The organism is Rhodobacter lacus (assembly GCF_042683065.1).
Taxonomy (GTDB): Bacteria; Pseudomonadota; Alphaproteobacteria; order Rhodobacterales; family Rhodobacteraceae; genus Rhodobacter; species Rhodobacter lacus.
Map to the genome: position 1 here is coordinate 95,202 of NZ_JBHUIX010000001.1, position 24,638 is coordinate 119,839.

Consider the following 24,638-nt stretch of genomic DNA (forward strand, 5'->3'; position numbering starts at 1 on the left):
CGGGTCGAGCGGGTCGCCCGCCACGATGGCCGCCGTGCGCGCCGCGAGGCGTGAAAGAAACCGCTCCTTGATCCCCTTTTGCACGAACACGCGGGTGCCGTTCGAGCAGATCTGCCCCGAGGAGTAGAAATTGCCGAGCATCGCCGCGCCGATTGCGCTTTCCAGATCGGCATCGTCAAAGACGATCAGCGGCGACTTGCCGCCAAGCTCCATCGTCACATGCTTCATCCCCGCCCCCGCGGCGGCATAGACCTTCGCGCCCGTCGGCACCGAACCGGTGAGCGAAACCTTCGCCACCCGCGGGTCGGTCGAGAGCGCCGCGCCCGCGGCCCCGCGCCCCTGCACCACGTTGAAAACGCCGGGCGGCATCCCCGCCTCGATGAAGATCGCGGCCAGTTGCAACGCGCCAAGCGGCGTGATCTCGGAGGGTTTGAACACCATCGCATTGCCGGTTGAAAGCGCGGGCGCGGCCTTCCAGCAGGCGATCTGGCTTGGATAGTTCCACGCGCCGATGCCCACGCACACGCCGAGCGGCTCGCGAATCGTATAGGCAAAATCGCCCCCCAGCGGGATGGTCTCGCCTGTCAGCGTGGGCGCGAGCCCGGCGAAATATTCAAGCGCATCGGCGCCCGAGGGCCAGTCGGCCACTTCGGTCTCCTGAATCGGCTTGCCGGTGTCGAGGGTTTCGAGCTGCGCCAGATCCGCCGCGCGCGCATGAATGAGATCCACCGCGCGGCGCAGGATTCGCGCGCGCGCGACAGGCTTCATCGCCGCCCATGTTTTTTGCGCCCGCGTGGCAGAGGCAAGCGCCGCGTCGATCACCGCGGGCGTCGCCTCATGGAGCCGCGCGATCACCTCGCCCGTGCCGGGATAAATCACCTCGATCTCGGCGCCAGCGGCGTCTTCGAGCCATTTGCCATCCACAAAATGGCTTGCTTGCGGTTGAGCCTTCATGGCGTTCCCTCCAGTTCACGGTCGAGATATTCTGTCACGATATCAAGTGCATATCGGCGATCCGGCGCGCCATCGGCAAGGGCAGCACGGATATAGACGCCGTCGATCATGGCACCGAGACCCCGGGCCACCGCCTCGGCCCGCGCGCCCACCAGCACGCGCAGATCGTGGCGCAGATTGGAGCGCAGCCGCCGCTGGTAGACCCGCAAGAGCCGGTGCGCCTCTGCATTCGTCTGCGCGAGCACGTAAAAGTTCAGCCAGGCCGAAATCGTCTCGCGCCGAAAGCTGCCCGCCGCGAAAGAGGCCGCCACAATCGCCCGAAGCCGCGACTCGGGGTCCTGTGCCGTCGCCAGAGCGCCGCGCACTTCTGCCCCGTAGAGGGTCAGAATCGCGCGCATCGCGGCAAGAAAAATCTGCTCCTTCGAGCCGAAATAATGATGCGCGAGCGCAGAAGACATGCCTGCGCGCCGCGCGATCTGCGCGACGGTCACTTCAAGCGACCCGGCCTCGCCCACGGTCTCGATCGTGGCTTTCACCAAGGCCGCCCGTCGAATAGGCTCTGCTCCAAGCTTCGGCATGGCTTTTACGTCCCTGCGACAAAAAGGTCTTGCTTTCTGGAGCTACAGGCAAGTTTATTGACTCGTCAATCAACAAAAAGCCTGACCATCAAACCGGGCAACCAACGGGAGACCAAAATGACCCTTCGTTCGTTCCTTCTTGCCGGGGCTGCGACACTTTCGCTCGCCCTTCCCGCCAGCGCCGATTGCACCAAGGTTGTGTTCTCGGATGTCGGCTGGACCGACATTACCGCGACCACCGCCGCCACCTCGGTCGTGCTCGAAGCGCTTGGCTACGAGACCGATGTGAAAGTGCTCTCGGTGCCGGTGACCTATACCGCGCTTGCGGGTGGCGATGTCGATGTGTTCCTCGGCAACTGGATGCCGACGATGGAGGCCGATCTTGCGCCCTACCGCGACGAGGGCTCGGTGGAAACGGTGCGGGTGAACCTGACGGGCGCCAAATACACGCTCGCCACCAATGCCGCGGGCGCCGCGCTCGGGATCAAGGATTTCGCCGATATCGCCGCGCACAAGGATGCGCTCAACGGGCAGATCTACGGCATCGAGCCGGGCAATGACGGCAACCGGCTGATCATGGACATGATCACGGCAAATGCCTTCGGGCTTGAGGGCTTCGAAGTGGTCGAAAGCTCCGAGCAAGGCATGCTCGCGCAGGTCGCGCGCGCCGACAAGTCAAACGAGCCGGTGGTGTTCCTTGGCTGGGAACCGCATCCGATGAACGCCAATTTCGATCTCACCTATCTTGCGGGCGGGGACGATTTCTTCGGCCCGAACTTTGGCGGCGCGGAAGTGATGACCAACGTGCGCAAAGGCTATGTGGCCGAATGCCCGAATACCGGCAAACTGCTCGAAAACCTTGAGTTCTCGCTTGCGATGGAAAACGAGATCATGGGCAAGATCCTCGATGACGGCGAGGAGCCGAAAGTGGCCGCAAAGGCCTGGCTCTCGGCGCATCCCGAGGTGCTCGCGCCCTGGCTTGAGGGCGTGACCACCAAGGACGGTGGCGACGCGCTGGCCGCGGTGTCCGAAGCGCTGAAATAAGCACCATTCCGCCCCCCGCCCGCTCGGTCGCGGGGGGCGATGATGGCCCGATATCGGGCGCACTTTCAGGGGACAGATGTAGATGGAGTGGCTTACGGCCCAGAAAATCCCGGTCGGCAAGACGGCGAAATTCGTCTTCGACTGGTTCAAGGAGAATGCCTCGGGCTTCTTCGACATGCTTTCGGCACTGATGCAGGCGCTGATCGACGGCATCTTGTGGCTGATGCAGACACCACCGCCGCTGGTGATCATCGCGATCTTCTGCGCCATCACATGGGCCACGCAGCGCAGCTGGAAGATGGTCGTGCTCGTCTTCGTCGGCTTTCTCTACATCCTCAACCAGGGCTACTGGAAACCCACCACGGAAAGCCTGACGCTGGTGCTTTCGGCCTGCGTCGTGTGCATGGTGGTGGGGGTGCCGATCGGCATTGCCGCGGCGCATCGGCCCCGCCTTTACATGGCGATGCAGCCGGTTCTGGACCTCATGCAGACCCTGCCGACCTTCGTTTATCTCATTCCGGCCATCGTGTTTTTTGGCATCGGCATGGTGCCCGGCCTGATCGCCACGGTAATCTTCGTGCTGCCCGCGCCGATCCGGCTCACGCATCTGGGCGTGTCCTCCACGCCGCAGGCGCTGCTTGAGGCCGCCCGCGCCTTTGGCGCCACGCCGCGGCAGGTGCTGTGGAAAGTGGAGCTTCCCTATGCCCTGCCGCAGATCATGGCGGGGATGAACCAGACCATCATGCTCTCGCTTTCGATGGTGGTGATCGCGGCGCTTGTCGGCGCCAACGGGCTCGGTGTGCCGGTGGTGCGCGCGCTCAACTCGGTCAATACCGCGCTCGGCTTCGAGGCGGGGATGATCATCGTCGTCGTTGCCATCATCCTTGACCGGATGCTGCGTCTGGGAGGCAAGAAATGACCCGGATCATGACCCCGAAGGAGACCGCGGGCGTTGCGGTGCGGTTCGACAATGTCTCGATCGTGTTCGGCGACCAGCCGGGGCGCGCGCTGCCCCTGATGGATCAGGGCCGCAGCCGGAGCGAGATTCAGGAGACGACGGGCCAGGTGCTTGGCGTGCACAATTGCTCGCTCGAGGTGGCCGAGGGCGAAATCCTTGTGCTGATGGGGCTCTCGGGCTCGGGCAAATCAACGCTTTTGCGCGCGGTGAACGGGCTCAACCCGGTCTGCCGCGGCAAGGTGGAGGTCTGTGACGGCAACGGGCTTGTGGATGTCACCCATGCCGATCCGCAAACCCTGCGCCGCATTCGCCTCTCTCGCGTGGCCATGGTGTTCCAGCAGTTCGGCCTGCTGCCCTGGCGCACGGTGCGCGAAAATGTCGGCCTCGGGCTTGAACTTGGCGGCATGTCAAAGGCGGAGCGGCGTGACCGGGTGGATGCGCAGCTGCAACTGGTTCATCTTGAGGACTGGGCAGATCGCAAGGTGGGCGAGCTTTCAGGCGGCATGCAGCAGCGCGTGGGCCTTGCGCGCGCCTTTGCCACCGAGGCGCCGATCCTTTTGATGGACGAGCCCTTCTCGGCGCTTGACCCGCTCATTCGCGCCAAGCTGCAAGACGAGCTGCTCGAACTGCAATCCGCGCTCAAACGCACCATCGTCTTTGTGTCCCATGACCTTGATGAGGCTTTCAAGATCGGCAACCGGATCGCGCTGATGGAGGGCGGGCGGATTGTGCAAATGGGCACGGCGCGCGACATCATCGCCAATCCGGTCGATGATTATGTCGAGGATTTCGTGGCGCATATGAACCCGCTGGGTGTGCTGACCGCGGCAGATGTCTCCGAGCCGGGCAGCGCGGAGGGCACGCCCTTCTCGCCCGATCTGCCGGTGAAAGAGGTGATGGCGCTCCTGCGCGACGTGCCTGCCGTGGCGCTCACGGGCGGGCGCCGCGTCACCCGCGAGGGGGTGATTGCGCGGCTGATCGACCCGCGTGGCAGCGACGGGCTGCGCTGACACGCCCCAAAGGCCCCTCTCTGAGGGGCCTTTCAACTGCGGCGGCGGCGGGCCTGCGCTTCGCGCCACGTGATGTAACTCACCGCGCCAACGATCATCCCACCGCCAAGAAAGACGAAGGGGTCGACGGCCTCGCCAAACAGCAAGAGCCCCGCCAGCGAGGCCCAGACAAGCTGCAAGAACACCACCGGCTGGGTCACGGTGACCGGCGCGCAGGCAAAGGCGCGGGTCATGCAGTAATGGCCGAGCGTGGCGAAAAGCGCCGTGGCGCCGAGCATCAGGTTTTCCGAAAGCGTCATCGGCTGCCATTGCCAAAGCGCGAGCGGCGCAAGGCAGAAGGTCACCACCACCGTCATCATGGCCACCACGACAGCGGCGGGCGCGATCACGGAGAGGCGCTTCATCACCAGATAGGAGAGCCCGAAAAAGAGCGCCGCGCCCAGCTGGGCGATATGGCCCGAAGAGATCTCGCGCAGGCCCGGCCGCAAGATCACCAGCGCCCCAAGAAGCGCCACCGCAATCGCCACGCCCCGGCGCCACGCGAAGGCCTCGCCCAACAGCAGTGCCGCGCCGATCGAGACGACAATCGGGTTGAGATAGCCGATCGCCGTCACATCGGCGATCGAGATTCGCACCATGGCGTAGAACCACAAGATCACGCCCGCCGCATGCAACAGCCCGCGCAGCCCAAAGAGCGCCCAGACCTTTGGCGTGAAGCGCAACCGCACAAGCTGCCAAAGCGCCGGGGCAACGAAAAGCCAGCCCCAGAGGAAGCGCACAAAAGAGGTCTGGGTCGCGGGAAGGCCCGCGCCCAGATAATGCACGCTCACATTCACCGCGGTGAAGCTCAGCGTGGTGGCAAGCATCCAGGCGATGCCTGCGAGCGGGCGGTCCTGGCTCGGAACGAAAGAGGGGGCACGGGTCATGATGGCCCGTTGTGCGGGCAGAGGCCGCCATTGGCAAGCGCGCGATTGCGCCAAGGGCAACATCGGCAGGCCGGCTCCGCCGCGCGCGCAAGATTGTCGCAGCCACTGGCCCCGCGGCGCAGGAAGAGTGTTGCTTTTTGAACCATCTGCGGCGAGGCTGCGGCAACCCATCGCACGCAGGCCCATGTCGCTCACCGCCCCTCTTCCAGCCCGACCGCTTCGCCACGCGCTGCCGCGCGCGCTGGCGCTCCTTGCGATGCTGGTGCAGGTGCTGTTTTTTGCAGAGCATCTGGGGGCGGCGGCCGTGCATGAGATGGGCGCGGCCCACCCCGGCGCCCGGCTCGGCTTTTTGCAAATTTGCACGGGCGAGGGCGTTGCGCTTTATGACCCCGCCTCGGGCCGCATCGTCGCCCAACCCGGCGCGCCCGCCCCCACAGGGCACAGCGATTGCGCCGTCTGCGCCTCGGCGGGCGTGTGCAGCTTTGATACGCCGGTCGCGAGCCTTGCCCTCGCGCCGATTGTGACGCTGATTGCCGCGCTCGCGCCCGCGCTGTTTGCCCCCTTTGGCTTCATCGCCCCGCTGTCCCGTTCTGGCCAGATCCGCGCGCCGCCGCAGGCCTGACGCCCCCGCGTCCGGGCCGGAGGGGCAGCGTCCCGCACCTCCGGCGCCGGTCGGGTGTCTTGCCGTGTTCGCGCCATGATCCGGGGCCGCCTTCAGGCGCTTGCCCCACGCCAATGACCGGAGATTTCCATGAACCGTCGCAATTTTCTGATCACCACCACCACCGGCGCCGCATTCGCGGGGCTGGCAGGCACCGCCGCGCGCGCCGAAATGGCGATGGCGCCCGCGGAAAAGCCCGTAAGCCCGATGCAATGGACCGACGAGAACGGGCTGACGCGGTTTTTGAAGGTCGATCCCGACCCGCTCACCGATGAATTCGAAAAATATCCGCGCTGCCCCTATTGCGGCATGATGCGCCAGATGTATTCCCACACCCGTCACCTCATCGTCTATGCCAATGACACGGTCGATGCCACCTGCTCGCTTCACTGCGCGGCGATTTCGCTCGCGCTCAACATGGATGCCGGGCCAAAGGCGATCTATGCGGGCGATGCCGGGGCCGAGGGCGAGGTGAAGCCGCTCGCCGAAACGGGCGCGATGACCTATGTGATCGACCCGGGCAAACCCGGCACGATGACAGCCGTGTCAAAATGGGCCTATGCCGATGCGGCCAAGGCCGAGGCCGCCGCCAGCGCCGCGGGCGCCAAGACCGCAGGTTTTGACGAGGCGCTGACCCTCGCCTATCTCGATATGGCCAAGGATACGCTCGCCATTCGCGCCCGCCGTGGGGAAAAACGCAAGCAAATGGGCATGCCGATGCCCGCCGGCAATTGACCTTTTGCAACATTTTGGCCGCGTCTCACCGCGCGGCCTGACCTGGAGTTGACCATGTGCAACATCTCGCAGCAATCCCGGCGGAGCGCGCTCGCGCTGCTGCTCGGCGCGGCGGCGCTGCCGCTCGCGCCCGGCCTTGCCTCTGCCGAGGCGGCAAAAATCACACTGCCACCGCCCGGCCCCCGCGACACTTGCCCGGTCTGCGGCATGTTCGTCGCGCGCTACCCGGACTGGATCGCGACGATCCAGTTCTCCGACAGCACAGCGGTGCATTTCGACGGGCCGAAGGATTTCTTCAAATTCCTGCATGACCCCGGCAAATACGCCCGCGGTCGCAGCCGCGCGCAGATCACCGGCATGGGAGTGAGCGATTACTACAACGTCGCGATGATTGATGCCGGCGCCGCACTCTATGCGGTGGGCTCGGATGTGCTCGGGCCGATGGGCCATGAGTTCGTGCCGCTCGCGAGCCCGGCCGATGCCGAGGATTTCATGCGCGACCACAAGGGCAAGCGGCTCGTGAGCTTTGCCGAGGTCTCGCCCGAGCTGCCCTTCGCGCTTGATGAGGGCCGCTTCGAGTGACCGCCCTGCCCCGATATCGCCGCCCCGCCACGCCGGTGTTCGGGGCACTGGGCCTGCTCATGGTGCTTGGCATGGCCGAGGCCGCCGATGCGCTTTGGCATGCCCCGCAAGAGCGCCAACGCCTCGCGCGCGAGCGCCAGATCGTGGCCGATCTCGGCCTGAGCGATCTCGCGCTTTTCACCGAGGCGCGCTACACCCGCCACCCCGCGCTTGCCGATCATGCCGCCGCCTTTCAAGATGCGCCCGGCAGTTTCGAACATTTCCCCTCCGGCAGTTTCGTGCCCCCAGCGGGGCCATGGGGCGCGGCAAGGCTCGGCTTTTCGGAAGCGGAGGTCGCACGATGAACGCGCTGCGCCGTCAGCGCGCGCTCGCTGATTACACCATCGCCGCGCTTTCCCGCCGCAAGGTCAAGAACCTTGCCCTCGTCGCGGTGTTCTCGCTTGTGGTGTTTTTGCTGGCCTCGGCGATGTTCTTCGCCTCGGCCCTGCGGCAAGAGGCGGATGCCGCGCTTGAGGGCGCGCCGGATCTGATTGTGCAGCAGCTTTCGCTGGGCCGTCAGGCGATGATTTCTGCCGATCTGATCGACGATCTCGCCAGCATCCGCGGCGTGCGCGATGTGCGCGGCCGGCTTTGGGGTTATTATTATGACCGGGTCAGCGGCGCGAATTACACCGTGATGGTGCCCGACGCGGGCCAGATGCCTCCCCCCGGGCAGGTGATCATTGGCGAGGGCATCGCGCGGGCGCGCGGGCTTGAATGGCAGGGCGCGCCGCTCTTTCTCTCCCGCAAGCAGGGGGATTTGAACCGCTTCGACGTGGCGCAAACCTTTGAAAGCGACTCCGCCCTGCTGACCGCCGATCTGCTCTTGATGAACGCGGCGGATTTCCGCGCCTTTTTCTCGGTGCCCGAGGGCATGTTCACCGACCTTGCCGCCAGCGTGCGCAACCCGCGCGAACGCGCCACCGTGGTCGAGAAGGCCAGCCGCGCGATGCCCGATGCCCGCTTCGTCACCCGTGACGACATTGCCCGCACCTATATGAAGCTCTTTGACTGGCGCGAGGGGATGATGGTGGCCCTTGCCGCGGTTGCCATGCTCGCCTTCGCGATTTTTGCCGCCGACAAAGCCTCGGGCCTCTCCGCCGAGGAAGCGCGCGAGATTGGCATATTGAAGGCGATCGGCTGGGATACGCGCGATGTGATCGCAATGAAGCTCTGGGAAGGCGGCTTTGTCTCGCTTGGCGCGTTTCTCCTTGGCACAACCGCGGCTTACGCCCATGTTTTCTGGGCTGGTGCGCCGCTCTTTGCGCCGGTTCTGAAAGGCTGGGCCGTGATCTACCCCGCGTTCCGGCTCGCCCCCGGGGTGGATCTTTCCGAGCTTGTGGTGCTTTTGCTGCTCACCACGCTGCCCTATGCGGCAGCAACCGTGGTGCCGGTCTGGCGCGCGGCAAGTGCCGACCCTGATGCGGTGATGCGATGATAACCCTCTCTGATGTCTCAAAAATTTATAACGAGGGCCGCCCGAATGCGGTCACGGCACTCCATGCCGTCACCCTGACCATCGCCCGGGGCGGGGTCACGGTGTTCATGGGGCCCTCGGGCTCGGGCAAGACCACGCTTTTGAGCCTTGTGGGCTGCATGGCGCGCCCCAGCACCGGGCGCATCACCCTCGATGGTGCGCCGGTCTCCGGCCTGCCCGAGCGGTTTTTGACCGATCTGCGGCGGCGACACTTCGGCTTCGTGTTCCAGCGCTTCAACCTGATCCGCGGTCTGACGGTCCTCGACAACGTGATGCTGCCCGCCGCCCCCCTGGGCGAAGACCCGCGCGCCGTGCAAGCCCGCGCGCTGGCCCGGCTTGAGGCTCTGGGGCTCGGCCCGAAGGCCTTGATGCCCGTCGAAGTGCTCTCGGGCGGCGAAACGCAGCGCGCCGCCATCGCCCGCGCGCTCGTGAACGATGCGCCGGTGCTGATCGCCGATGAGCCAACGGCAAACCTCGATACCGCGCTCACGCACCGCTTTCTCGATATCGTCGCCGCGCTGCGCGATCAGGGCAAAACGGTCCTGCTGACAAGCCATGACCCGCGCATCATCGCAGCAGCCCCCGTAACCGCGGTGGTCGAGATGCGCGACGGGCAGGTGGTCGAGGTGCGCTCGTGATCTTCCGCACCCCGATCCTGACCCTGCTGCTCGTCTCTTTTCTCGCGCTTCTGGTGGCGCTGGGCGCGGCCTGGTTCGGGCAACGGCTGGTGCGGCACTGGGATCTGACCTCGGGAAACCGCGCGCAGCTTGAGATGGAACGGCGCACAGAACTTGTCTCGACGCTCTTTGCGATGGTGATGCTGGTTGAGGCGGTGGCGCTGTTTCTGTTTGTGTTCAACGCAGACCGGATGGCGGCGCTGTTCGTGGGGGCGATGTGCGCGGTCGGCACGCTCAATGTGAATGGCTACGGCTTCCCCGCGCTTTATGCCAAGATTGCCGTGTTCTTCGCCGCTGCGGTCTGGCTGATCGTCGATCATGTGGACCGGCTCGGGCGCGACTATCCGCTCACCCGCGTGAAATATGCCCTCATCCTTGGGATCGCGCCGCTCGTGATCCTCGCGGGGGGGCTGGAACTCGCCTATTTTCTCAACCTGCGCACCGATGTGATCACCTCCTGCTGCTCGAAGCTCTTCACCCCGGCGAATGAAGGGATCAGCAACGAGATGGCGGGCCTCGGCCCGGGGCTCTCGCTCTGGGCCTTGGCACTGGCGGAGCTGGTCGTGTTGGGGCTCGGCGCCTATGCCGTCAGGACCGGGCGCGGCCATGCTCTCTTCGCGCTCGCGGGGGCGGTGTTCTTTGCGGTGGCGCTGACGGCGATGGTTTCGGTGATTTCGCTCTATGTCTATGAGAACCCCAACCATCACTGCCCGTTCTGCATTCTGCAGCGGGAGTATTTCTATATCGGCTACGCCTTCTATGTGCCGCTGTTCGGCGCAACGGCGCTGGCGCTCGGGCTTGGCGCCACCGCCCCGTTCCAGCGCCGTGCAAGCCTTGAAACGGCCCTGCCGCCGGTCGCGCGCCGGTTCACGCTTTGGGCGATGGCAGGCTTTGCCACCTATGGCGCGGTGACGCTTCTGGTGATCGCCCGCTCGCATCTGATCCTCTTCGGCTGAGAGTCTTTCGCCTCGGCAGAGCCGAGCCGACCCGCCGGGGGGCTTTGCCCCCCGGACCCCCCCAGGATATTTGGACAAAGTCGAAGGCGACATTTGAGCAGCTTCCAAGCGCAGGCGCCCCTGCTGCGGCGGTGCCGAGGCTTCTGCCCCGTTCGTGCGAACCGCCCCAAGATGCCCCTCCTTCGACTTTGTCCAAATATCCCGGGGGTCCGGGGGCGGAGCCCCCGGCGGGTCGCTCTGCGCCAGCAGGGCGAAACAGCCTCCTGCAATCATCACGCACGACAAAGGGCATCAGGGGGGCGCGGGGGGCTTTGCCCCCCGCGCGGGTCGCCTCGGCCTTGCCGAGGCGAAAGAAAAAGCCCCGCCAGGGGCGGGGCTTTCCAAAACCGTGGGATCAGGCTCAGCGCCGGATCAGATGCAGCAGTTCCTCGATCGACTTCTTCGCGTCACCGTAGAACATCCGCGTATTTTCCTTGTAGAAAAGCGGGTTCTCGATGCCCGAATAGCCCGTGCCCTGACCGCGTTTGGAAACGAAGACCTGCTTCGCCTTCCACACTTCCAGAACCGGCATGCCAGCGATCGGCGAGTTCGGATCGTCTTGCGCCGCCGGGTTCACGATGTCGTTCGAGCCAATCACGATCGCCACGTCGGTTTCGGGGAAGTCCTCGTTGATCTCGTCCATCTCAAGCACGATGTCATAAGGCACTTTCGCCTCGGCGAGCAGCACGTTCATGTGCCCCGGCAAGCGCCCCGCCACCGGGTGAATGGCGAAGCGGACCGATTTGCCGCGCGAGCGCAGCAGCGTGGTGAGTTCGCTCACCGCCATCTGCGCCTGCGCCACCGCCATGCCGTAGCCCGGGATGATGATGATGCTCTCGGCCTCGTTGAGCGCATCGGCCACGCCCTGCGCGTCAATCGCCACCATCTCGCCCTCCACCGCTTGCGCGGGGCCTGCGGTGTTGCCGAAGCCACCGAGGATCACCGAGACAAACGAGCGGTTCATCGCCTTGCACATGATGTAGCTCAGGATCGCGCCCGAGGAGCCCACCAGCGCGCCGGTCACGATCAGAAGGTCGTTGCCAAGCGAGAAGCCGATCGCCGCCGCGGCCCAGCCCGAATAAGAGTTGAGCATCGAGACGACCACCGGCATGTCGGCGCCGCCGATGCCCATGATCAGGTGATAGCCGATGAAAAGCGCCAGAAGCGTCATCACGATGAGCGGCCAGGTGCCATAGCCGAGCATGAAGAGCACGAGCATCGCCACCGAGCCAAGCGCGGCAACGGCGTTGAGAATATGGCCGCCCGGAAGCTTCTTGGCCTTGCTGTCGACCTTGCCCGCGAGCTTGCCGAAGGCGATGATCGAACCGGTGAAGGTCACGGCCCCGATGAACACGCCGAGGAACAGCTCGACATGCAGGATAGTGAGCTCGGTCGGCGTTTTATGCGCCACAACCGCGCCAAAGCCGCGCAGCAGCGCCTTCGCCGCCTCGTTCATTTCCGGCACGGTGACCGACTCGATATAGGCGTTATAGCCCACAAGCACGGCGGCCAGGCCAACGAGCGAGTGCATCGCCGCAACGAGTTGCGGCATCTCGGTCATCTGCACCTTCTTGGCGACCTTGACGCCATAAAAGCCGCCCCAGCCGAGCAGGATGATCGACAGCAGCCAGTAGCCCTGACCGGGGCCGACCAGCGTTGCCGCTACGGCAAGCGCCATCCCGACAATGCCGTACCAGACCGCCCGCTTGGCGCTTTCCTGGCCCGAGAGCCCGCCCAGCGAGAGGATGAAAAGAACTGCCGCAACAACGTAAGCGGCCGTGGTGAAACCGAAATCCATTATGTTCCCCTCCGCTTACGACTTCTGGAACATCGCCAGCATGCGCCGGGTGACCATGAAACCGCCGAAGATGTTGATGCCCGCAAGGAAGACCGAGACGGCCGAAAGCAGCACCACCAGATAGTTGGTCGAGCCCACCTGCATCAGCGCGCCCAGAATGATGATCGAGGAGATCGCGTTGGTGACGGCCATCAAGGGCGTGTGCAGCGAATGCGAGACGTTCCAGATCACCTGGAAGCCGACAAAGCACGAGAGCGCAAAAACGATGAAGTGCGCCATGAAGCTCGCCGGCGCGACAAGGCCGATGCCCAGGAGGAAGGCCCCGCCCGCGCCGAGCATGATCAGCTGATCGCGGGTCTGCTTGCGGAAGGCGGCCGTCTCCGCGGCGCGAATTTCCTCAGGCGTCAGCGCTTTGGGCTTTTCTTTCGGCTTTTGCGCGGCGATCGCGGCCACTTTCGGCGGCGGCGGCGGGAAGGTGATCTCGCCCTGATAGGCAACCGTTGCGCCGCGGATCACATCGTCTTCCATGTTGTGCACGACCACGCCGTCTTTGCCCGGCGTCAGGTCGGTCATCATGTGACGGATGTTGGTCGCGTAAAGCTGGCTCGATTGCTGCGCCATCCGGGACGGGAAATCGGTGTAGCCAATCACGGTCACGCCGTTTTCGGTAACGACCTTCTCGTCCTTTTTGGTCAGCTCGCAGTTGCCGCCACGCTCGGCGGCAAGGTCAACGATCACCGAGCCGCGCTTCATCGCCTCGACCATATCCTTGGTCCAGAGGATCGGCGCGTCGCGGCCGGGGATCAGCGCCGTGGTGATGACGATATCCATCTCGGGCGCAAGTTCGCGGAATTTCTTCAGTTGCGCTTCGCGGAACTCGGGGCTCGAGGGGGCGGCATAGCCCCCCGTCGCGGCGCCGTCCTGCTGCGTTTCCTCGAAATCGAGATAGACGAATTCAGCGCCCATCGATTCGATCTGCTCGGCCACTTCGGGGCGCACGTCAAAGGCATAGGTGATCGCACCGAGCGCGGTCGAGGCGCCGATCGCGGCGAGGCCGGCCACGCCCGCGCCCACCACAAGCACCTTTGCCGGCGGCACCTTGCCCGCGGCGGTCACTTGCCCGGTGAAGAACCGGCCAAAGTTGTTGCCCGCCTCGATCACCGCACGGTAGCCGGAGATGTTCGCCATCGACGACAGCGCATCCATCTTTTGCGCGCGCGAGATCCGCGGCACCATATCCATCGCGATGACATTGGCGCCGGTCGCCTTCGCGGCCTCCAGAAGCTCCTTGTTCTGGCCCGGATAGAAGAACGAAATCAGCGTTTTGCCGGGTTTGAGGCGCGCCATCTCGGCATCGACGGGCGGGCGCACCTTGACGACGAAATCAACCGCCTCGAAGAGCGCTGCAGCCCCTTTCACCACGGTCACGCCCGCGGCCTCATAGGCACTGTCCGCAAACCCCGCCGCATGACCGGCCCCGGCCTCGACGTAGCATTCATGTCCGAGCTTTTGCAGCTGGAGCGCAGAGTCGGGGGTCAGTGCGACGCGCGCTTCCCCCTCGAAAATCTCCTTCGGAGCGCCGATTTTCACTTTTCATTCTCCCATTGGCTCACCCGGACGATTTCAGCCGGGGGACAAAACGTGGCGACAGCCTCTTAACACCGCGTAAGAAAGTTTCACAAGCGAATGATCGAGGGAAACAGTTCGAAATCTGGCAGGCGCTGCGGGCCGCAACGCGGCATACCGCGGCATACCATGTTACCGCTCCCATTTCGCAAAATGTTTCAAGGGTTTGCCTCCTTGCTTGTCAATAGGGCAAGGGCCTGCCCCGGGCTGCTCAAAAACCGGGCTGCGACGATTTTTCTGCGCCGCGGCATCTGTTACAGCCAGCGCCGGGTCCGGGCGCAATATTGCGCATACTCCGCACCATGGGCCGCGGCGATCCACGCCTCCTCGCCCTTGATATAGCGATGCGTGATCCAGAGCATGAAAAGCGGCACCAGCGGCGCGGCAAAGAGCGCGTCCCAGATCAGCAAAAGCCCCGAAAGGATGAGCACATCGGCCAGATAAATCGGGTTGCGCGACAGCGCGAAGATGCCGGAGGTGACAAGCCTCGCGGGCTGGCGGCGCGGAATGAAGGTGGTGCGGGCAAGCACCATCTGGCCCGCGGCAAGCCCCGAGATGACGAGCCCCAGCGCCACGAGCCCCCAGCCGGCGACATCGGCATAAGGGATCGGCAGCGGGATCAGCCGTCCCACCGCCCAGCCAAGGGCCGCAAACACGGCCAGCCACATCGGCGGAAGCTCAAGCTCCTTGAGCGCAGTCCTGAGTGTCGTTGCCAGTTTCATCCCGGTCTCCCCCGCCCCATCTTGGGCCTTGCGCGCGCGCGTTCAAGCCCCGGCAGACGGGGCATGTGCGCGCAGCCCCTCTTGCGTCCGCGCCCGCCCGCAGGCAGGCTCACCGCGAAAGGACCCCCAGATGAGCACAGATTTCTCCGCCACCCGCGCGCTGTTCGACCTCCCCGAGGGGGTGATCTATCTTGACGGCAACTCGCTCGGGCCCCTGCCCCGGGCGGTGCCGGAGCGTGTCAACCGCGCGCTGACCGAGGAATGGGGCGCACTGCTGATCACCGCCTGGAACAAGGCAGGCTGGATGGGGCTGCCCGAGCGGCTGGGGGACCGGGTGGGCCGGCTCATCGGCGCCGAGCCCGGCACGGTAAGCTTGGGGGACACGCTTTCGATCAAGGTGTTTCAGGCGGTCTCGGCGGCGCTGCAAGCACGGCCCGAGCGCCGCGTGATCCTGACCGACAGCGGCAACTTTCCCACCGATCTTTATATCGCCCAAGGCCTTGCCGAGCTTCTGGCCGCCGGGCATGAGCTGCGCATCGTCGCCCCCGAAGAGGTCGAGGGCGCGATCAACGAGAGCGTGGCGGTGACACTGCTCACCGAGGTCGATTACCGCACCGGCCGCAAGCACGACATGGCCGCCCTGACCGCAAAGGCCCATGCCGCGGGCGCGCTCACGGTCTGGGATCTGGCGCATTCCGCGGGCGCGCTGCCGGTCGACCTTGCCGGCGCGGGCGCAGATTTTGCGGCGGGCTGCACCTATAAATACCTCAATGCCGGGCCGGGGGCGCCCGCGTTCATCTATGTCGCCCCCCGCCATGCCGAAACGGCAAAGCCTGCGCTCTGTGGCTGGCTCGGCCATGAGGCGCCCTTTGCCTTTTTGCAGGACTACCGGCCCGCGCCCGGCACACAACGGATGCGCGTTGGCACGCCCCCGGTGTTGCAACTCGCCGCGCTTGAGGCCGCGCTCGATGTCTGGGAGGGCGTCGATATGGCCGATGTCCGGGCACAATCGCTGCGGCTCGCAGACCGGTTCATTGCCGCCGTGGACGCGCGCTGCCCGGATCTGCGGCTCGTGACCCCGCGCGATCCCGCGCAGCGCGGCTCTCAGGCCAGCTTCGCCCATCCGCAGGGCTATGCGATCATGCAGGCGCTGATTGCCGAGGGCGTGATCGGCGATTTCCGCGCGCCCGACATTTTGCGTTTCGGCTTCACCCCGCTCTACCTCGGCGCCGATGAGGTCGACCGTGCCGCCGGGGTCCTTGCCGATATTCTCAAAACCGGCCGCTGGGACCGGCCCGAATTCCATGCCCGCGCCCGCGTCACTTGAGCGCATCCACCGCTTGCCGAGTGCCCCCTGCCACACTACCCTTGCGCAATGACGAGCCCTGCCCTCACCGACGCTTTCGCGCGCCCGATCACTTACTTGCGGCTGTCCGTGACCGACCGCTGCGACTTCCGTTGCGCCTATTGCATGTCGGAAGACACCACCTTCCTGCCGCGCCGCGATGTGCTCTCGCTGGAGGAACTCGACCGGCTCGCCACCGCCTTCATCGGCCTTGGCGTGCGCAAGCTGCGCCTGACCGGGGGCGAGCCCTTGATGCGGCGCAACATGATGAGCCTCGTGCGCGCGCTCTCGCGCCATCTTGCAAGCGGGGCGCTGGACGAGCTCACCCTCACCACCAACGGCTCGCAACTTGCCCGCCATGCCGCGGCCCTTGCAGAGCACGGGGTGCGGCGGATCAATGTTTCGCTCGACAGCCTCGATCCCGCCCGCTTTGCCGAAATCACCCGGCGCGGCGATCTCGCCAAGGTGCTGGAGGGCATTGCCGCGGCCAAGGCGGCGGGGCTCAGGGTGAAAATCAACACCGTCGCGCTCAAGGGCTTCAACGAAGACGAGCTCTTTGATCTCGTGGCCTGGGCGGGCGATGCGGGCCATGATCTGAGCTTCATCGAGGTGATGCCGCTCGGTGATCTGCCCGGACAGGCCCGGCGTGAGCAGTTCTGGCCGCTCACCGATCTGCGCGCGCGGCTGGCCAGCCGCTTCACCCTCGATGACCTTGCCGAGACCACGGGCGGCCCGGCGCGCTATTTGCGCCTGCGCGAAACCGGGCAGAAGATCGGCCTGATCACGCCGCTGAGCCACAATTTCTGCGAGGGCTGCAACCGGGTGCGGGTCAGCGCCACCGGCACGCTCTACCCCTGCCTCGGCCAGATCGGCAAGGTCGAGCTGCGCGAGGCTTTGCGCGCCTCCGAGGGCAATGCGCCCCTGCTCGCCGCAATCCGCGCGGGGCTCGGTGCCAAGCCCCGTGGCCATGATTTTCTTTATACCGAGACCGCAACCGAAGGCGCCGTGGCCCGGCCGATGAACCGCACCGGGGGATGACTTTGCTCCCGCCACAGCGCGCCCCGCGCAGCACGTGACCTGCATCAATGCATCCGTGCCGCGATACGCCGAGACTGATCTTGCAACCGTTCTCCAGAGGAGGGGAGTTCGTCATGTATTCCAATATCATCGTTCCCGTGGCTTTCGATGAGAGCCACGATCCCGCTGCCGCGCTTGAGGCCGCGCGGGTGCTTGCCGGTGCCGGCGCGCGGGTGACGCTTGTGCATGTGATGGCGGATGTGCCCGGCTATGCAATCTCCTACATGCCCGAAGGATATGATCTGGAGCTGCGCAACACGCTGCAAACCCAGCTCGACCAGCTCGCCAACAGTTTCGAGAATGGCGCGGGGGTGATCCGCCAGGGCCATGCCGCCAACGAAATCCTCGACCTGATCGACGAGATCGGCGCCGATTGCGTGGTGATCGCCGGGCATCGGCCGGATTTTGGCGATTATCTGATCGGCTCGACCGCGGCGCGGGTGGTGCGCCATGCGCCCTGCTCGGTGATGGTGCTGCGCTAAACGCGCGCGGGGGCGGCGGCACCGCTGTCCCCGCGGGCCCCGATGCCCCCCCGTCAGTGCCCCCCCCAGTCAGTGCACGGTGCAGACCATGCAGGGGTCGAAACTGCGCACGATATGCTGAACCGCAACCGGGCTCTCTTCGCCCGGAGCCACCGGCGCCCCCACAAGTGCGGCCTCAAGCGGGCCCGGCGTGCCCGCGGCATCGCGCGGCGAGAAGTTCCAGGTTGTCGGCGCGATGATCTGATACGCGGCGATCCGCCCCCCCTCGATCCGCACCCAATGCCCGAGCGCGCCGCGCGCCGCCTCGACAAGCCCGGCGCCCCGGCCTTCGGCGGGCAGGGCCACCGGCGCCATGAACTCTGCCTCGGGCCGGATGTGCGCGGCCCAGCGCTCCATCAGAATTTGCGTGCGCGCGATTTCCAGCAGCCGCGCGGCCACGCGGGCGAGCACGCCCCCGCCGGCGAGCGCCAGCGCCAGCGGATGACCATCCAGCACCTGCCGCGCGAGCGCCCCCACCTCGACCGTCTCCCCGCCCAGACGTGGTGCCTTGCACCAGCTGTAGGCTTGCGCGCGCATCGCCTGATCGGGTTCGGTGATGCCCTCATAGGGATGCGCCGCGGGGCCGAGCATCCAGGCGTGGCTCAGATCCTCGACAATCGCCCCCGGATCGACGGGCCGCACTTGCCCGCCCTGCCACAGCCCCGGCGCAAACCCGTGCCCCTCCTCGAGCGGATAGGCGCCAAAGCTCAGATAGCGCCCCGAGCCACGCCCCAGATCCGCCAGCCCGGTCTCGGCGGCGATCTCGAAAAACAGCCCCACATCGCCCCGCCCCCAGCCGCAGAGCGCCTCGGGGGTGGCGAGCGCGACAAAATCCTCAAGCCGACCGCCAAAAAGTTCCGCCTCCAGATAGCGGCGGAACTGGCGCAACCCGGTCTCGATGCGCAGCATTTCGCGCGGGCCCGGCGCGCGGGTCACGCCGCCGGGCTGGATTGCGAGCGTATGCGGCCACTTCCCGGCCATCAGGCCCAGAATATGCATCAGCCGCGCCCGCGCCTCGACCGCGGCCCGCCCCGCCGCGCCGGTCATCGCGGCAAAGCGCTCGACGGCATGCAAAAACCACGGTCGGCCAGAGTAACAAGGCCGGGTGAAATCCGGCATGAAGAACAGGTTGAAGTGAAAGAGATGGTCCGAGACATTCTCGATCGCATGGATCAACGCCGCTATTTGCGCGCCTTGCGGCGTTGGCCGCGCCCCGGCCGCGGCGGCGAGCGCGCGCGCGGCGGCGGCGGATTGCGAGATCGAGCAGATGCCGCAAATGCGCGGTGTCAGCGTCAGCGCGTCGCGCGGGTCGCGCCCCTCCAGCATGCGCTCAAAGCCGCGGTAGAGCGGCGCATTGACCCGGGCGGAGGCCACCTGCCCCCCGGCCAGCTCAAGCTGCACCTCCAGATCGCCCTCGACACGGTTGAACGGCCCGACCACGAGCCTTGGCGCGTCGCTCATCTGCGCTCCTTCGGTTTGCGGATCGCGGGCAAGACCTCGATGCGCGGCGCCACCGCATTTTTGGCGATCCGCTCGGGGGTGGCGGCCTTCGAGAGCGACGCGAGCGCCATGAACCACGCTTTTGGCATGTCAGCCGGAAGGCCCACCGGAATGCCCGCGACCTTCGGCGTTTCGGTGAACGGGTGGCGCGGCTCTTCGAACTCGGGCGCGGTGCAGGCGATGCAGGGATAGCCCGCCCGCGTGCAGGAGCCCTCGCCATTCCACGGGCGGATGTTGCAATCCCCCACCGCCTGCGTGCCGACGCAGCCCAGATGCTCCATCATGCAGCCCAGATCAGACAGCATGACGGCGGAGGCCTTGTATTCGTAATATTCATTCTTCGGGCAGCCGTGATGCACAAGATGTTGCGCATAAAAAAGCGGCCGCCCCATCGCATCCAGATCTGCCGCGGTCAATCGCCCGGCGGCGAGCAGCATCAGCGTTTCCGTCACCCAGCCCGGATGGGTCGGACAGCCCGCGATATTGATCACCGGCAGCCCTGCGCGGGCGCGGAACGCGGCGCTGAGCAGCCCGCCCGGATGCGCGCCCTCATAGGCGAGCCCCACCGCGTCCGAGGGGTTTCCCCCCGCCGAGCTCACGCCGCCATAGGCCGCGCAGCTCCCCACCGCCACCACATGCGCGGCACGGGGCGCGAGCGCCTGCACCCATTCAAGCATGGAACGCCCGGTGCCCGAGAGCATCTGGAACCGGCCCGTGCCCTGCGGGCCACGCGCCACCGCCCCCTCGATGGCCAGAATGTCGAGCGCGGTCTCGCCGCACTCGATCGCCTCCAGCAGCCGGCGCACCTCCGCCCCGCTCGCGAGGCTGAGCGCCGGATGCCAGAGAAACGAGAGCCCGGCACCTGCCAGCGTTTCCAGAAAGTCGGGGTCTTCGGCGCATAGCGCCGACATCGTGCAGCCGCCGCAACCGGAGGCCTGAAGCCAGAGAATGTTCATGCCTGCCCCTCCGGCGCCGCGCCGCTCGCACCCAGCGCCAGATCAAAGCCGAAACAGGCGCCGCCCAGCGGGCTTTCCGGCAACAGCCGCAGTCGTCCGCCATGTTCCTCGACGATCTTGTGGCTGATCGAGAGGCCGAGCCCGGTGCCCTTGCCGACCGCCTTGGTGGTGAAGAACGGGTCAAAGATCGTCGCCGCCACCGCCTCGGGCACACCGGGGCCATTGTCGCACACCCGAAGCTCGCCACGCCCCGCCACCACGCGCGCCTCGATCATCACCCGCGCGCCGCCCATATCTTCGAGCGCGTCGAGCGCATTTTGCACGAGGTTCATCATCACCTGCTGGATATGCCCGGGCCGCCCCCGCACGATCAGCGCGGGCGCGCCGGAAAAGCCGATATCGGCCAGCGTCTTGGTGCCGCGCTGCACCCAGTCGGCCGCGACATGGGCAACCTCGACAAGATCAAAATCCACCATCTCCCCGCTGCCCTCGGCGGAAAGACGGCGCAGATCCTCGACGATGTCGCGCACCCGCTCGGCGCCATCGCGCGCGCCCTCGATCGCGGTGCGCAGATTGGTCACGGCCCGGTCGAGCTTGAGTTCCTCCCGCAAGGAGATCAGCGCATCGCGGCTCGCGCCCTGCTGCACGGCGGCAAAATAGGTCTCGAACTTGCCGGCATAACGCTCCAGCGCATGGGCATTGGCGTAGACAAACGAGATCGGGTTGTTGAGTTCATGCGCCACCCCCGCGAGCAGCCGGCCCAGCGAGGCAAGCTTTTCGTTGCGCACAAGCTGCGCTTGCGCGGCGATCAGCGCGGCATGGCTGCTCTCAAGCTGCGAATAGGCCTGCCGCAGCTCTCCGAGCGGGCGCCCGGTGAGCACGAAGCCCACGATCCGGCCGCGCTCGTCGCGCCGGGGTGAAATTGAAAGCTCAAGCGGCGCGGGCCCGTCGCGGCCAATCAGCGCCACCTCAAGCGTGATCGGCGTGCGCCCCGCCGCGACCTCCGCCATCGCTTGCTCGATCCGCCCCCCGGCGGCGGGCTCGAACATCTCAACGAGCGCAGCCCCGGTCCAGCCGCCGGGGGCGCGCCCGGTGAGCGCATCGACCGAGGCGGAAGTCTCAAGCACCGCGCCGGTGCGGGTGGCCACGATCAACGCATCCGAGACCGAGGCAAGGATGGAGCCCAGGAAGGAGCGCAGCCCCTCAAGCTCATGGTTCTGCCGCTCCAGCCGCTCCTGGTAATCGACGAGTTCGGCCCAGGTGCGGTCCACCGCCGAGAGCACATCGGCCCAGACCGCATCCCCGGTCTCGGGCGCGAGCATGCCAAGCCGGGCCGGGTCGAACGCGGCGGCCTCGTGGCGGGAAAGGCTGTCCTTGCCGGTCATGATCTGTGCTTGGGGCTCCGGGCTCTGGGCGGGCAGTCGGTGGGGGCGCGCCCGGAAAGCCGCCCGGCACGCAGGCTCCAGTCTACCCCAGAGTGCCGCTCAGGCAAGGGGGCGCGGCAAAGGAGGGGCTCAGGCGAGAGGCGGTGCGAACGCGCCCGCCGAAACGAGTGCGGCGCGGATCTCGGCGGCCTCTTCGGGGGGCACACGCTCCCAGGCGATGCCCGCATGCACGATCACCCAGTCACCGGGCGCTGCGGCCTCGATCATGGCCAGAGAAACGGCCCGTGCCACGCCCTCAAGCGTGACCCGCGCGCGCCCCTCGGGAAGCATCGCCTCGATCTGCACCGGAATGCCCAGACACATCGCCGCCCCCTATTCTGCCGCCGGGCGCCGCGGCGCCGGTTCGGCCACCGCGACCGGCCCCGTTTGCACCGATTGCCAATGCGCAAGATCGGGCCAGGAGAGCAGCGGCACAAGAAAACCCCAGGCCGCCGCCAGATGCGTCAGCGCCCGTCGGCTCAGCCCCTCTCCCAGATCGAACCGCTCCCCCGCCATGCACAGCACAAAGGCCGGGGGCGGCTCGGCATTCATCACCTGCCGGTAGGCCTCCAGCACCGCCTCCGGGCCAACGCCGTGGCTGGAATGGGTCATCAACCGCCTTGGCCCGGTCTGCCGAAAGAAGAACGGCGGGGGCGTGCCCTGTCCGCCATCGACAAACAGCACGAAATCCTGCCCGACAAGGTCGAGCCCATGTTCGACCTGAAGCTGAAAATCTTCGATCAGCGTCACATGCGGCCAGCCCGCCGCATGGATCCGCGACGCCAGCCTTGGCCCGAGCCCGTCATCGCCGCGGCTCTCGTTGCCCCAGGCAAGGATCACCACCCGCGGGTTCAGCCGGGGGTTGCGCATGAGACCTCCCCGCGAATGCCGCGCCGGATCTCGGAGAGCAGATGGCCGGAGGCATCGCGCAGCTCCACCTCAAGTGGCATCTGCCCGAGCGCATGGGTGGCACAGGAGAGGCAAGGGTCATAGGCGCGGATCGCCACTTCGATATGGCCGAGCAACGCCTCGGTGATGTCACGTCCGCGCAGATGGCGGCGCACCACCTGCCCCAGAGCGGCATTCATCGCATGGGTGTTGTGGGTGGTGGGCACGATCAACTTGCAGGCGGTGATGCGCCCCGCCTCATCGCCGCTGTAGCGGTGAACCAGTGTGCCCCGCGGCGCCTCGATCATTGCCACCGCCTGCAGCGGCCTTTCGGCGCTGCGCTCGGCCATCAGATCGAGCCCGCACAGGCTGCGGTCATCGAGCAGGTCCCGGATCACCTCGGCGGCGTGCAAAAGCTCGACCATCCGCGCCCAGTGGTGGAACAAGACCCCATGCAGCGCCCGCCCCTCCCCTTGGGCCAGGAGCCGCTGGCGCTCAGCCTCTGCTTTCTCGGAGGTCAGAAGATCGCAGATCTGAATCCGTGCCAGCGGCCCCACGCGGTACCAGTCCTCCTCCGGACCGATCCCCTTGAGGTGCGGAAACTCTGTATCGCTCCAGGGCGCCGGGCGGGTCTCGATGACCGTATCGAAGCCCGCCGGGACGATCTTGTCGAACAGGGGCCCGCCCGCGGCGCTGCGGGCCCGCAGCACGCCCTCATAAAAGTCGGACGCCCCCGAGGGCGTGACCAGCCCGACCATCGGCCCCGCAACCGCGCCGAACCCGGCATAGAAATCGGGGTTCGTCGCGTGCAGCCGCGCGATCATCAAAAGCGCGCCCTCGGTCCAGTCGATCACCTGATCAACATCGCCGCGCAGCATCTCGCGCATCTGGGGGGCGAGCGGGCGGCTCATCCCGCCCGGCACCGCGCCACCGTCCTGCCCGCGCCGCCCCATGACCGCGCGCACCACCTCCTGCCCGAAGCGGCGCACCAGCACCCCTTGCGTGGCCATTTCGGGGAACGCCTCGGCCACCGCCACCAAAGCCCGACGGTTTTGCGCGGTTTCATGCCCGAGCAGCAGATCCGGCGCGGCGAGATGATAAAAATGCACCGCATGGCTTTGCACCATCTGCCCGTAATGCAGAAGCCTGCGCAGCTTTTCGGCGGTGGGGGTGAGCCGCGCATAGCCCGCAAGCTGGTCCATCGCCCGCGCGGCCGCCAAATGATGCGAGACCGGGCAGATCCCGCACAGCCGCTGCACAACCTGCGGGATCTCGGCAAAGGGGCGCCCCTCGAGATAGCGCTCGAAGCCGCGCAACTCGACGATATGGAGCCGCGCCTCATCCACCGCGCCTGCGGCATCCAGGCGGATCGTCACCCGGCCCTGATCGCCGAGCGGCGCGGGCGCATCGAGCGAGATCTGCCGGGCCGGAACGGCGGGCGCCACGCGATCGGGGCGGGCGCTGTCGGGTTCCAGAGGGCGGGAGGCATACATAGGCGGGCTTTCAGGGCGTCGATGTCAGGCGAGCGGGCAGCGCATCTGCCGTGATCGGCGCGGCGGCACCGGCGCGGCACGGCGAGACCGCATCGTCAAAGGCTCGACCCGGACGGCCACAATGACCCCCTGCCCCCCGACCCTGGGAGTGAAAGGTTCTGGACCGTCCGGGACGTTGACCCACCCCCCGAGCACCCCACAGGCAGGGGCGCCGGGCATCTCGCCCACATCGAGATGCGCGACAGGCGCAGGCAGGCCTCCGGTCACCGCGCGGGCACCAAGCGCGATGATCGTAGAACACCCGGCCCGGGCGCGGGGCCGGGCCGAACCAAAAACCGCTCCGAAAGCGGAGACGCGGTGCCGCCCGAATGCGCCCGGCGCGCGGTGGCGCGCGGCTCTGGAGGCGATCCTCATTTCGGGGCAGGGCATCAGGGGTCTCCGTCTGGAACAGGTAAAATTTCGCGCGCGGCGGCGGGTGGGTCAAACGAATTGCCGGTTTGCACCGATCCGCGCGGGACCTCGGGAAAAAACCGCCCCACCATGGGCAAACAGCGGCGCCCGGCGATTGGTCACGATGGCTGACTAAATCTGCCGGCAGACGCGAGGGATCGCGCCCGCAGCCTGCCCAAAAGGACAGGTCCGCGCGCAGCTC

At 66.5% G+C, this 24,638-nt stretch carries 25 protein-coding genes; 13 read left to right on the forward strand and 12 right to left on the reverse strand.

What is annotated here, in order from left to right; translation table 11 throughout:
- Positions 1-954 (reverse strand): aldehyde dehydrogenase family protein (locus tag ACFSM0_RS00460; RefSeq protein WP_377385540.1); only part of this gene is annotated, 954 nt, incomplete at its 3' end.
- Positions 951-1,532 carry a choline-binding transcriptional repressor BetI gene (gene betI / locus ACFSM0_RS00465; RefSeq protein ID WP_377385543.1) on the reverse strand — a complete coding sequence of 194 codons (582 nt, stop codon included), beginning with the start codon at positions 1,530-1,532 and terminating at the stop codon, positions 951-953. The genes ACFSM0_RS00460 and betI, both read right to left, overlap by 4 nt.
- Positions 1,533-1,649: 117 nt before the next feature.
- Here betI and ACFSM0_RS00470 point away from each other — a divergent pair, with 117 nt between their 5' ends.
- The 3 genes from ACFSM0_RS00470 to choV all read left to right on the forward strand — a co-directional run bounded on the left by ACFSM0_RS00470 (position 1,650) and on the right by choV (position 4,544).
- Entirely contained in the window at positions 1,650-2,576 is a 927-nt protein-coding gene (locus tag ACFSM0_RS00470) for a choline ABC transporter substrate-binding protein (protein ID WP_377385546.1), read from the forward strand.
- A gap of 82 nt (positions 2,577-2,658) precedes the next feature.
- The gene (gene choW, locus ACFSM0_RS00475) at positions 2,659-3,495 is read left to right on the forward strand and encodes a choline ABC transporter permease subunit (RefSeq protein WP_377385549.1); all 837 of its coding nucleotides are present in this window, start codon (positions 2,659-2,661) and stop codon (positions 3,493-3,495) included.
- Positions 3,492-4,544 carry a choline ABC transporter ATP-binding protein gene (choV, locus tag ACFSM0_RS00480; protein WP_377385552.1) on the forward strand — a complete coding sequence of 351 codons (1,053 nt, stop codon included), beginning with the start codon at positions 3,492-3,494 and terminating at the stop codon, positions 4,542-4,544. Before choW ends, choV begins: the two co-directional genes overlap by 4 nt.
- A gap of 32 nt (positions 4,545-4,576) precedes the next feature.
- Here the strand turns inward: choV and ACFSM0_RS00485 are convergent, their stop codons facing one another.
- The gene (locus tag ACFSM0_RS00485) at positions 4,577-5,470 is read right to left on the reverse strand and encodes a DMT family transporter (RefSeq protein WP_377385555.1); all 894 of its coding nucleotides are present in this window, start codon (positions 5,468-5,470) and stop codon (positions 4,577-4,579) included.
- A gap of 184 nt (positions 5,471-5,654) precedes the next feature.
- Between ACFSM0_RS00485 and ACFSM0_RS00490 the strand changes: the two genes are divergently transcribed.
- The 7 genes from ACFSM0_RS00490 to ACFSM0_RS00520 all read left to right on the forward strand — a co-directional run bounded on the left by ACFSM0_RS00490 (position 5,655) and on the right by ACFSM0_RS00520 (position 10,597).
- Positions 5,655-6,092, forward strand: a complete 438-nt coding sequence (locus tag ACFSM0_RS00490) for a hypothetical protein (protein ID WP_377385558.1) — start codon at positions 5,655-5,657, stop codon at positions 6,090-6,092.
- 129 nt (positions 6,093-6,221) lie between these two features.
- Entirely contained in the window at positions 6,222-6,866 is a 645-nt protein-coding gene (locus tag ACFSM0_RS00495; protein WP_377385561.1) for a nitrous oxide reductase accessory protein NosL, read from the forward strand.
- 54 nt (positions 6,867-6,920) lie between these two features.
- On the forward strand, positions 6,921-7,448 hold the full coding sequence (locus ACFSM0_RS00500) for a nitrous oxide reductase accessory protein NosL (protein ID WP_377385564.1): 528 nt from the start codon (positions 6,921-6,923) through the stop codon (positions 7,446-7,448).
- Entirely contained in the window at positions 7,445-7,792 is a 348-nt protein-coding gene (locus tag ACFSM0_RS00505; RefSeq protein WP_377385567.1) for a hypothetical protein, read from the forward strand. The genes ACFSM0_RS00500 and ACFSM0_RS00505 overlap by 4 nt, the downstream gene beginning before the upstream one ends.
- The gene (locus tag ACFSM0_RS00510) at positions 7,789-8,925 is read left to right on the forward strand and encodes an ABC transporter permease (RefSeq protein WP_377385570.1); all 1,137 of its coding nucleotides are present in this window, start codon (positions 7,789-7,791) and stop codon (positions 8,923-8,925) included. The genes ACFSM0_RS00505 and ACFSM0_RS00510 overlap by 4 nt, the downstream gene beginning before the upstream one ends.
- Positions 8,922-9,602 (forward strand): ABC transporter ATP-binding protein, encoded by a 681-nt coding sequence (locus ACFSM0_RS00515; RefSeq protein WP_377385573.1) that lies wholly within the window; start codon positions 8,922-8,924, stop codon positions 9,600-9,602. The genes ACFSM0_RS00510 and ACFSM0_RS00515 overlap by 4 nt, the downstream gene beginning before the upstream one ends.
- On the forward strand, positions 9,599-10,597 hold the full coding sequence (locus ACFSM0_RS00520) for a hypothetical protein (protein ID WP_377385576.1): 999 nt from the start codon (positions 9,599-9,601) through the stop codon (positions 10,595-10,597). The genes ACFSM0_RS00515 and ACFSM0_RS00520 overlap by 4 nt, the downstream gene beginning before the upstream one ends.
- A 400-nt stretch (positions 10,598-10,997) precedes the next feature.
- Here ACFSM0_RS00520 and ACFSM0_RS00525 read toward each other — a convergent pair whose 3' ends face one another.
- From ACFSM0_RS00525 to ACFSM0_RS00535, 3 genes are all read right to left on the reverse strand, one after another.
- Entirely contained in the window at positions 10,998-12,434 is a 1,437-nt protein-coding gene (locus tag ACFSM0_RS00525) for an NAD(P)(+) transhydrogenase (Re/Si-specific) subunit beta (RefSeq protein WP_377385579.1), read from the reverse strand.
- A gap of 15 nt (positions 12,435-12,449) precedes the next feature.
- On the reverse strand, positions 12,450-14,024 hold the full coding sequence (locus ACFSM0_RS00530; RefSeq protein WP_377385582.1) for a Re/Si-specific NAD(P)(+) transhydrogenase subunit alpha: 1,575 nt from the start codon (positions 14,022-14,024) through the stop codon (positions 12,450-12,452).
- Positions 14,025-14,314: 290 nt separating this feature from the next.
- A complete protein-coding gene (locus ACFSM0_RS00535; protein ID WP_377385585.1) occupies positions 14,315-14,782 on the reverse strand; it encodes a methyltransferase family protein in 468 nt (155 codons plus the stop codon).
- A gap of 130 nt (positions 14,783-14,912) precedes the next feature.
- Here ACFSM0_RS00535 and kynU point away from each other — a divergent pair, with 130 nt between their 5' ends.
- The 3 genes from kynU (at position 14,913) to ACFSM0_RS00550 (ending at position 17,686) form a co-directional block, all read left to right on the forward strand.
- Entirely contained in the window at positions 14,913-16,109 is a 1,197-nt protein-coding gene (gene kynU, locus ACFSM0_RS00540; RefSeq protein ID WP_377385588.1) for a kynureninase, read from the forward strand.
- Positions 16,110-16,157: 48 nt separating this feature from the next.
- On the forward strand, positions 16,158-17,165 hold the full coding sequence (gene moaA, locus ACFSM0_RS00545; RefSeq protein WP_377385591.1) for a GTP 3',8-cyclase MoaA: 1,008 nt from the start codon (positions 16,158-16,160) through the stop codon (positions 17,163-17,165).
- A 113-nt stretch (positions 17,166-17,278) separates the two neighbouring features.
- On the forward strand, positions 17,279-17,686 hold the full coding sequence (locus tag ACFSM0_RS00550; protein WP_377385594.1) for a universal stress protein: 408 nt from the start codon (positions 17,279-17,281) through the stop codon (positions 17,684-17,686).
- Between the two features lie 69 nt (positions 17,687-17,755).
- Here ACFSM0_RS00550 and ACFSM0_RS00555 read toward each other — a convergent pair whose 3' ends face one another.
- The 6 genes from ACFSM0_RS00555 to ACFSM0_RS00580 all read right to left on the reverse strand — a co-directional run bounded on the left by ACFSM0_RS00555 (position 17,756) and on the right by ACFSM0_RS00580 (position 23,986).
- A complete protein-coding gene (locus ACFSM0_RS00555; RefSeq protein WP_377385597.1) occupies positions 17,756-19,186 on the reverse strand; it encodes a nickel-dependent hydrogenase large subunit in 1,431 nt (476 codons plus the stop codon).
- A complete protein-coding gene (locus ACFSM0_RS00560) occupies positions 19,183-20,181 on the reverse strand; it encodes an NADH-quinone oxidoreductase subunit B family protein (RefSeq protein WP_377385600.1) in 999 nt (332 codons plus the stop codon). The genes ACFSM0_RS00555 and ACFSM0_RS00560 overlap by 4 nt, the downstream gene beginning before the upstream one ends.
- On the reverse strand, positions 20,178-21,503 hold the full coding sequence (locus tag ACFSM0_RS00565) for a sensor histidine kinase (RefSeq protein WP_377385708.1): 1,326 nt from the start codon (positions 21,501-21,503) through the stop codon (positions 20,178-20,180). Before ACFSM0_RS00565 ends, ACFSM0_RS00560 begins: the two co-directional genes overlap by 4 nt.
- 192 nt (positions 21,504-21,695) lie before the next feature.
- A complete protein-coding gene (locus tag ACFSM0_RS00570; protein WP_377385603.1) occupies positions 21,696-21,929 on the reverse strand; it encodes a HypC/HybG/HupF family hydrogenase formation chaperone in 234 nt (77 codons plus the stop codon).
- Between the two features lie 9 nt (positions 21,930-21,938).
- Positions 21,939-22,475 carry a hydrogenase maturation protease gene (locus ACFSM0_RS00575; RefSeq protein WP_377385606.1) on the reverse strand — a complete coding sequence of 179 codons (537 nt, stop codon included), beginning with the start codon at positions 22,473-22,475 and terminating at the stop codon, positions 21,939-21,941.
- Entirely contained in the window at positions 22,457-23,986 is a 1,530-nt protein-coding gene (locus tag ACFSM0_RS00580; RefSeq protein ID WP_377385609.1) for a Ni/Fe hydrogenase subunit alpha, read from the reverse strand. The genes ACFSM0_RS00575 and ACFSM0_RS00580 overlap by 19 nt, the downstream gene beginning before the upstream one ends.
- Positions 23,987-24,638 lie beyond the last annotated feature (652 nt).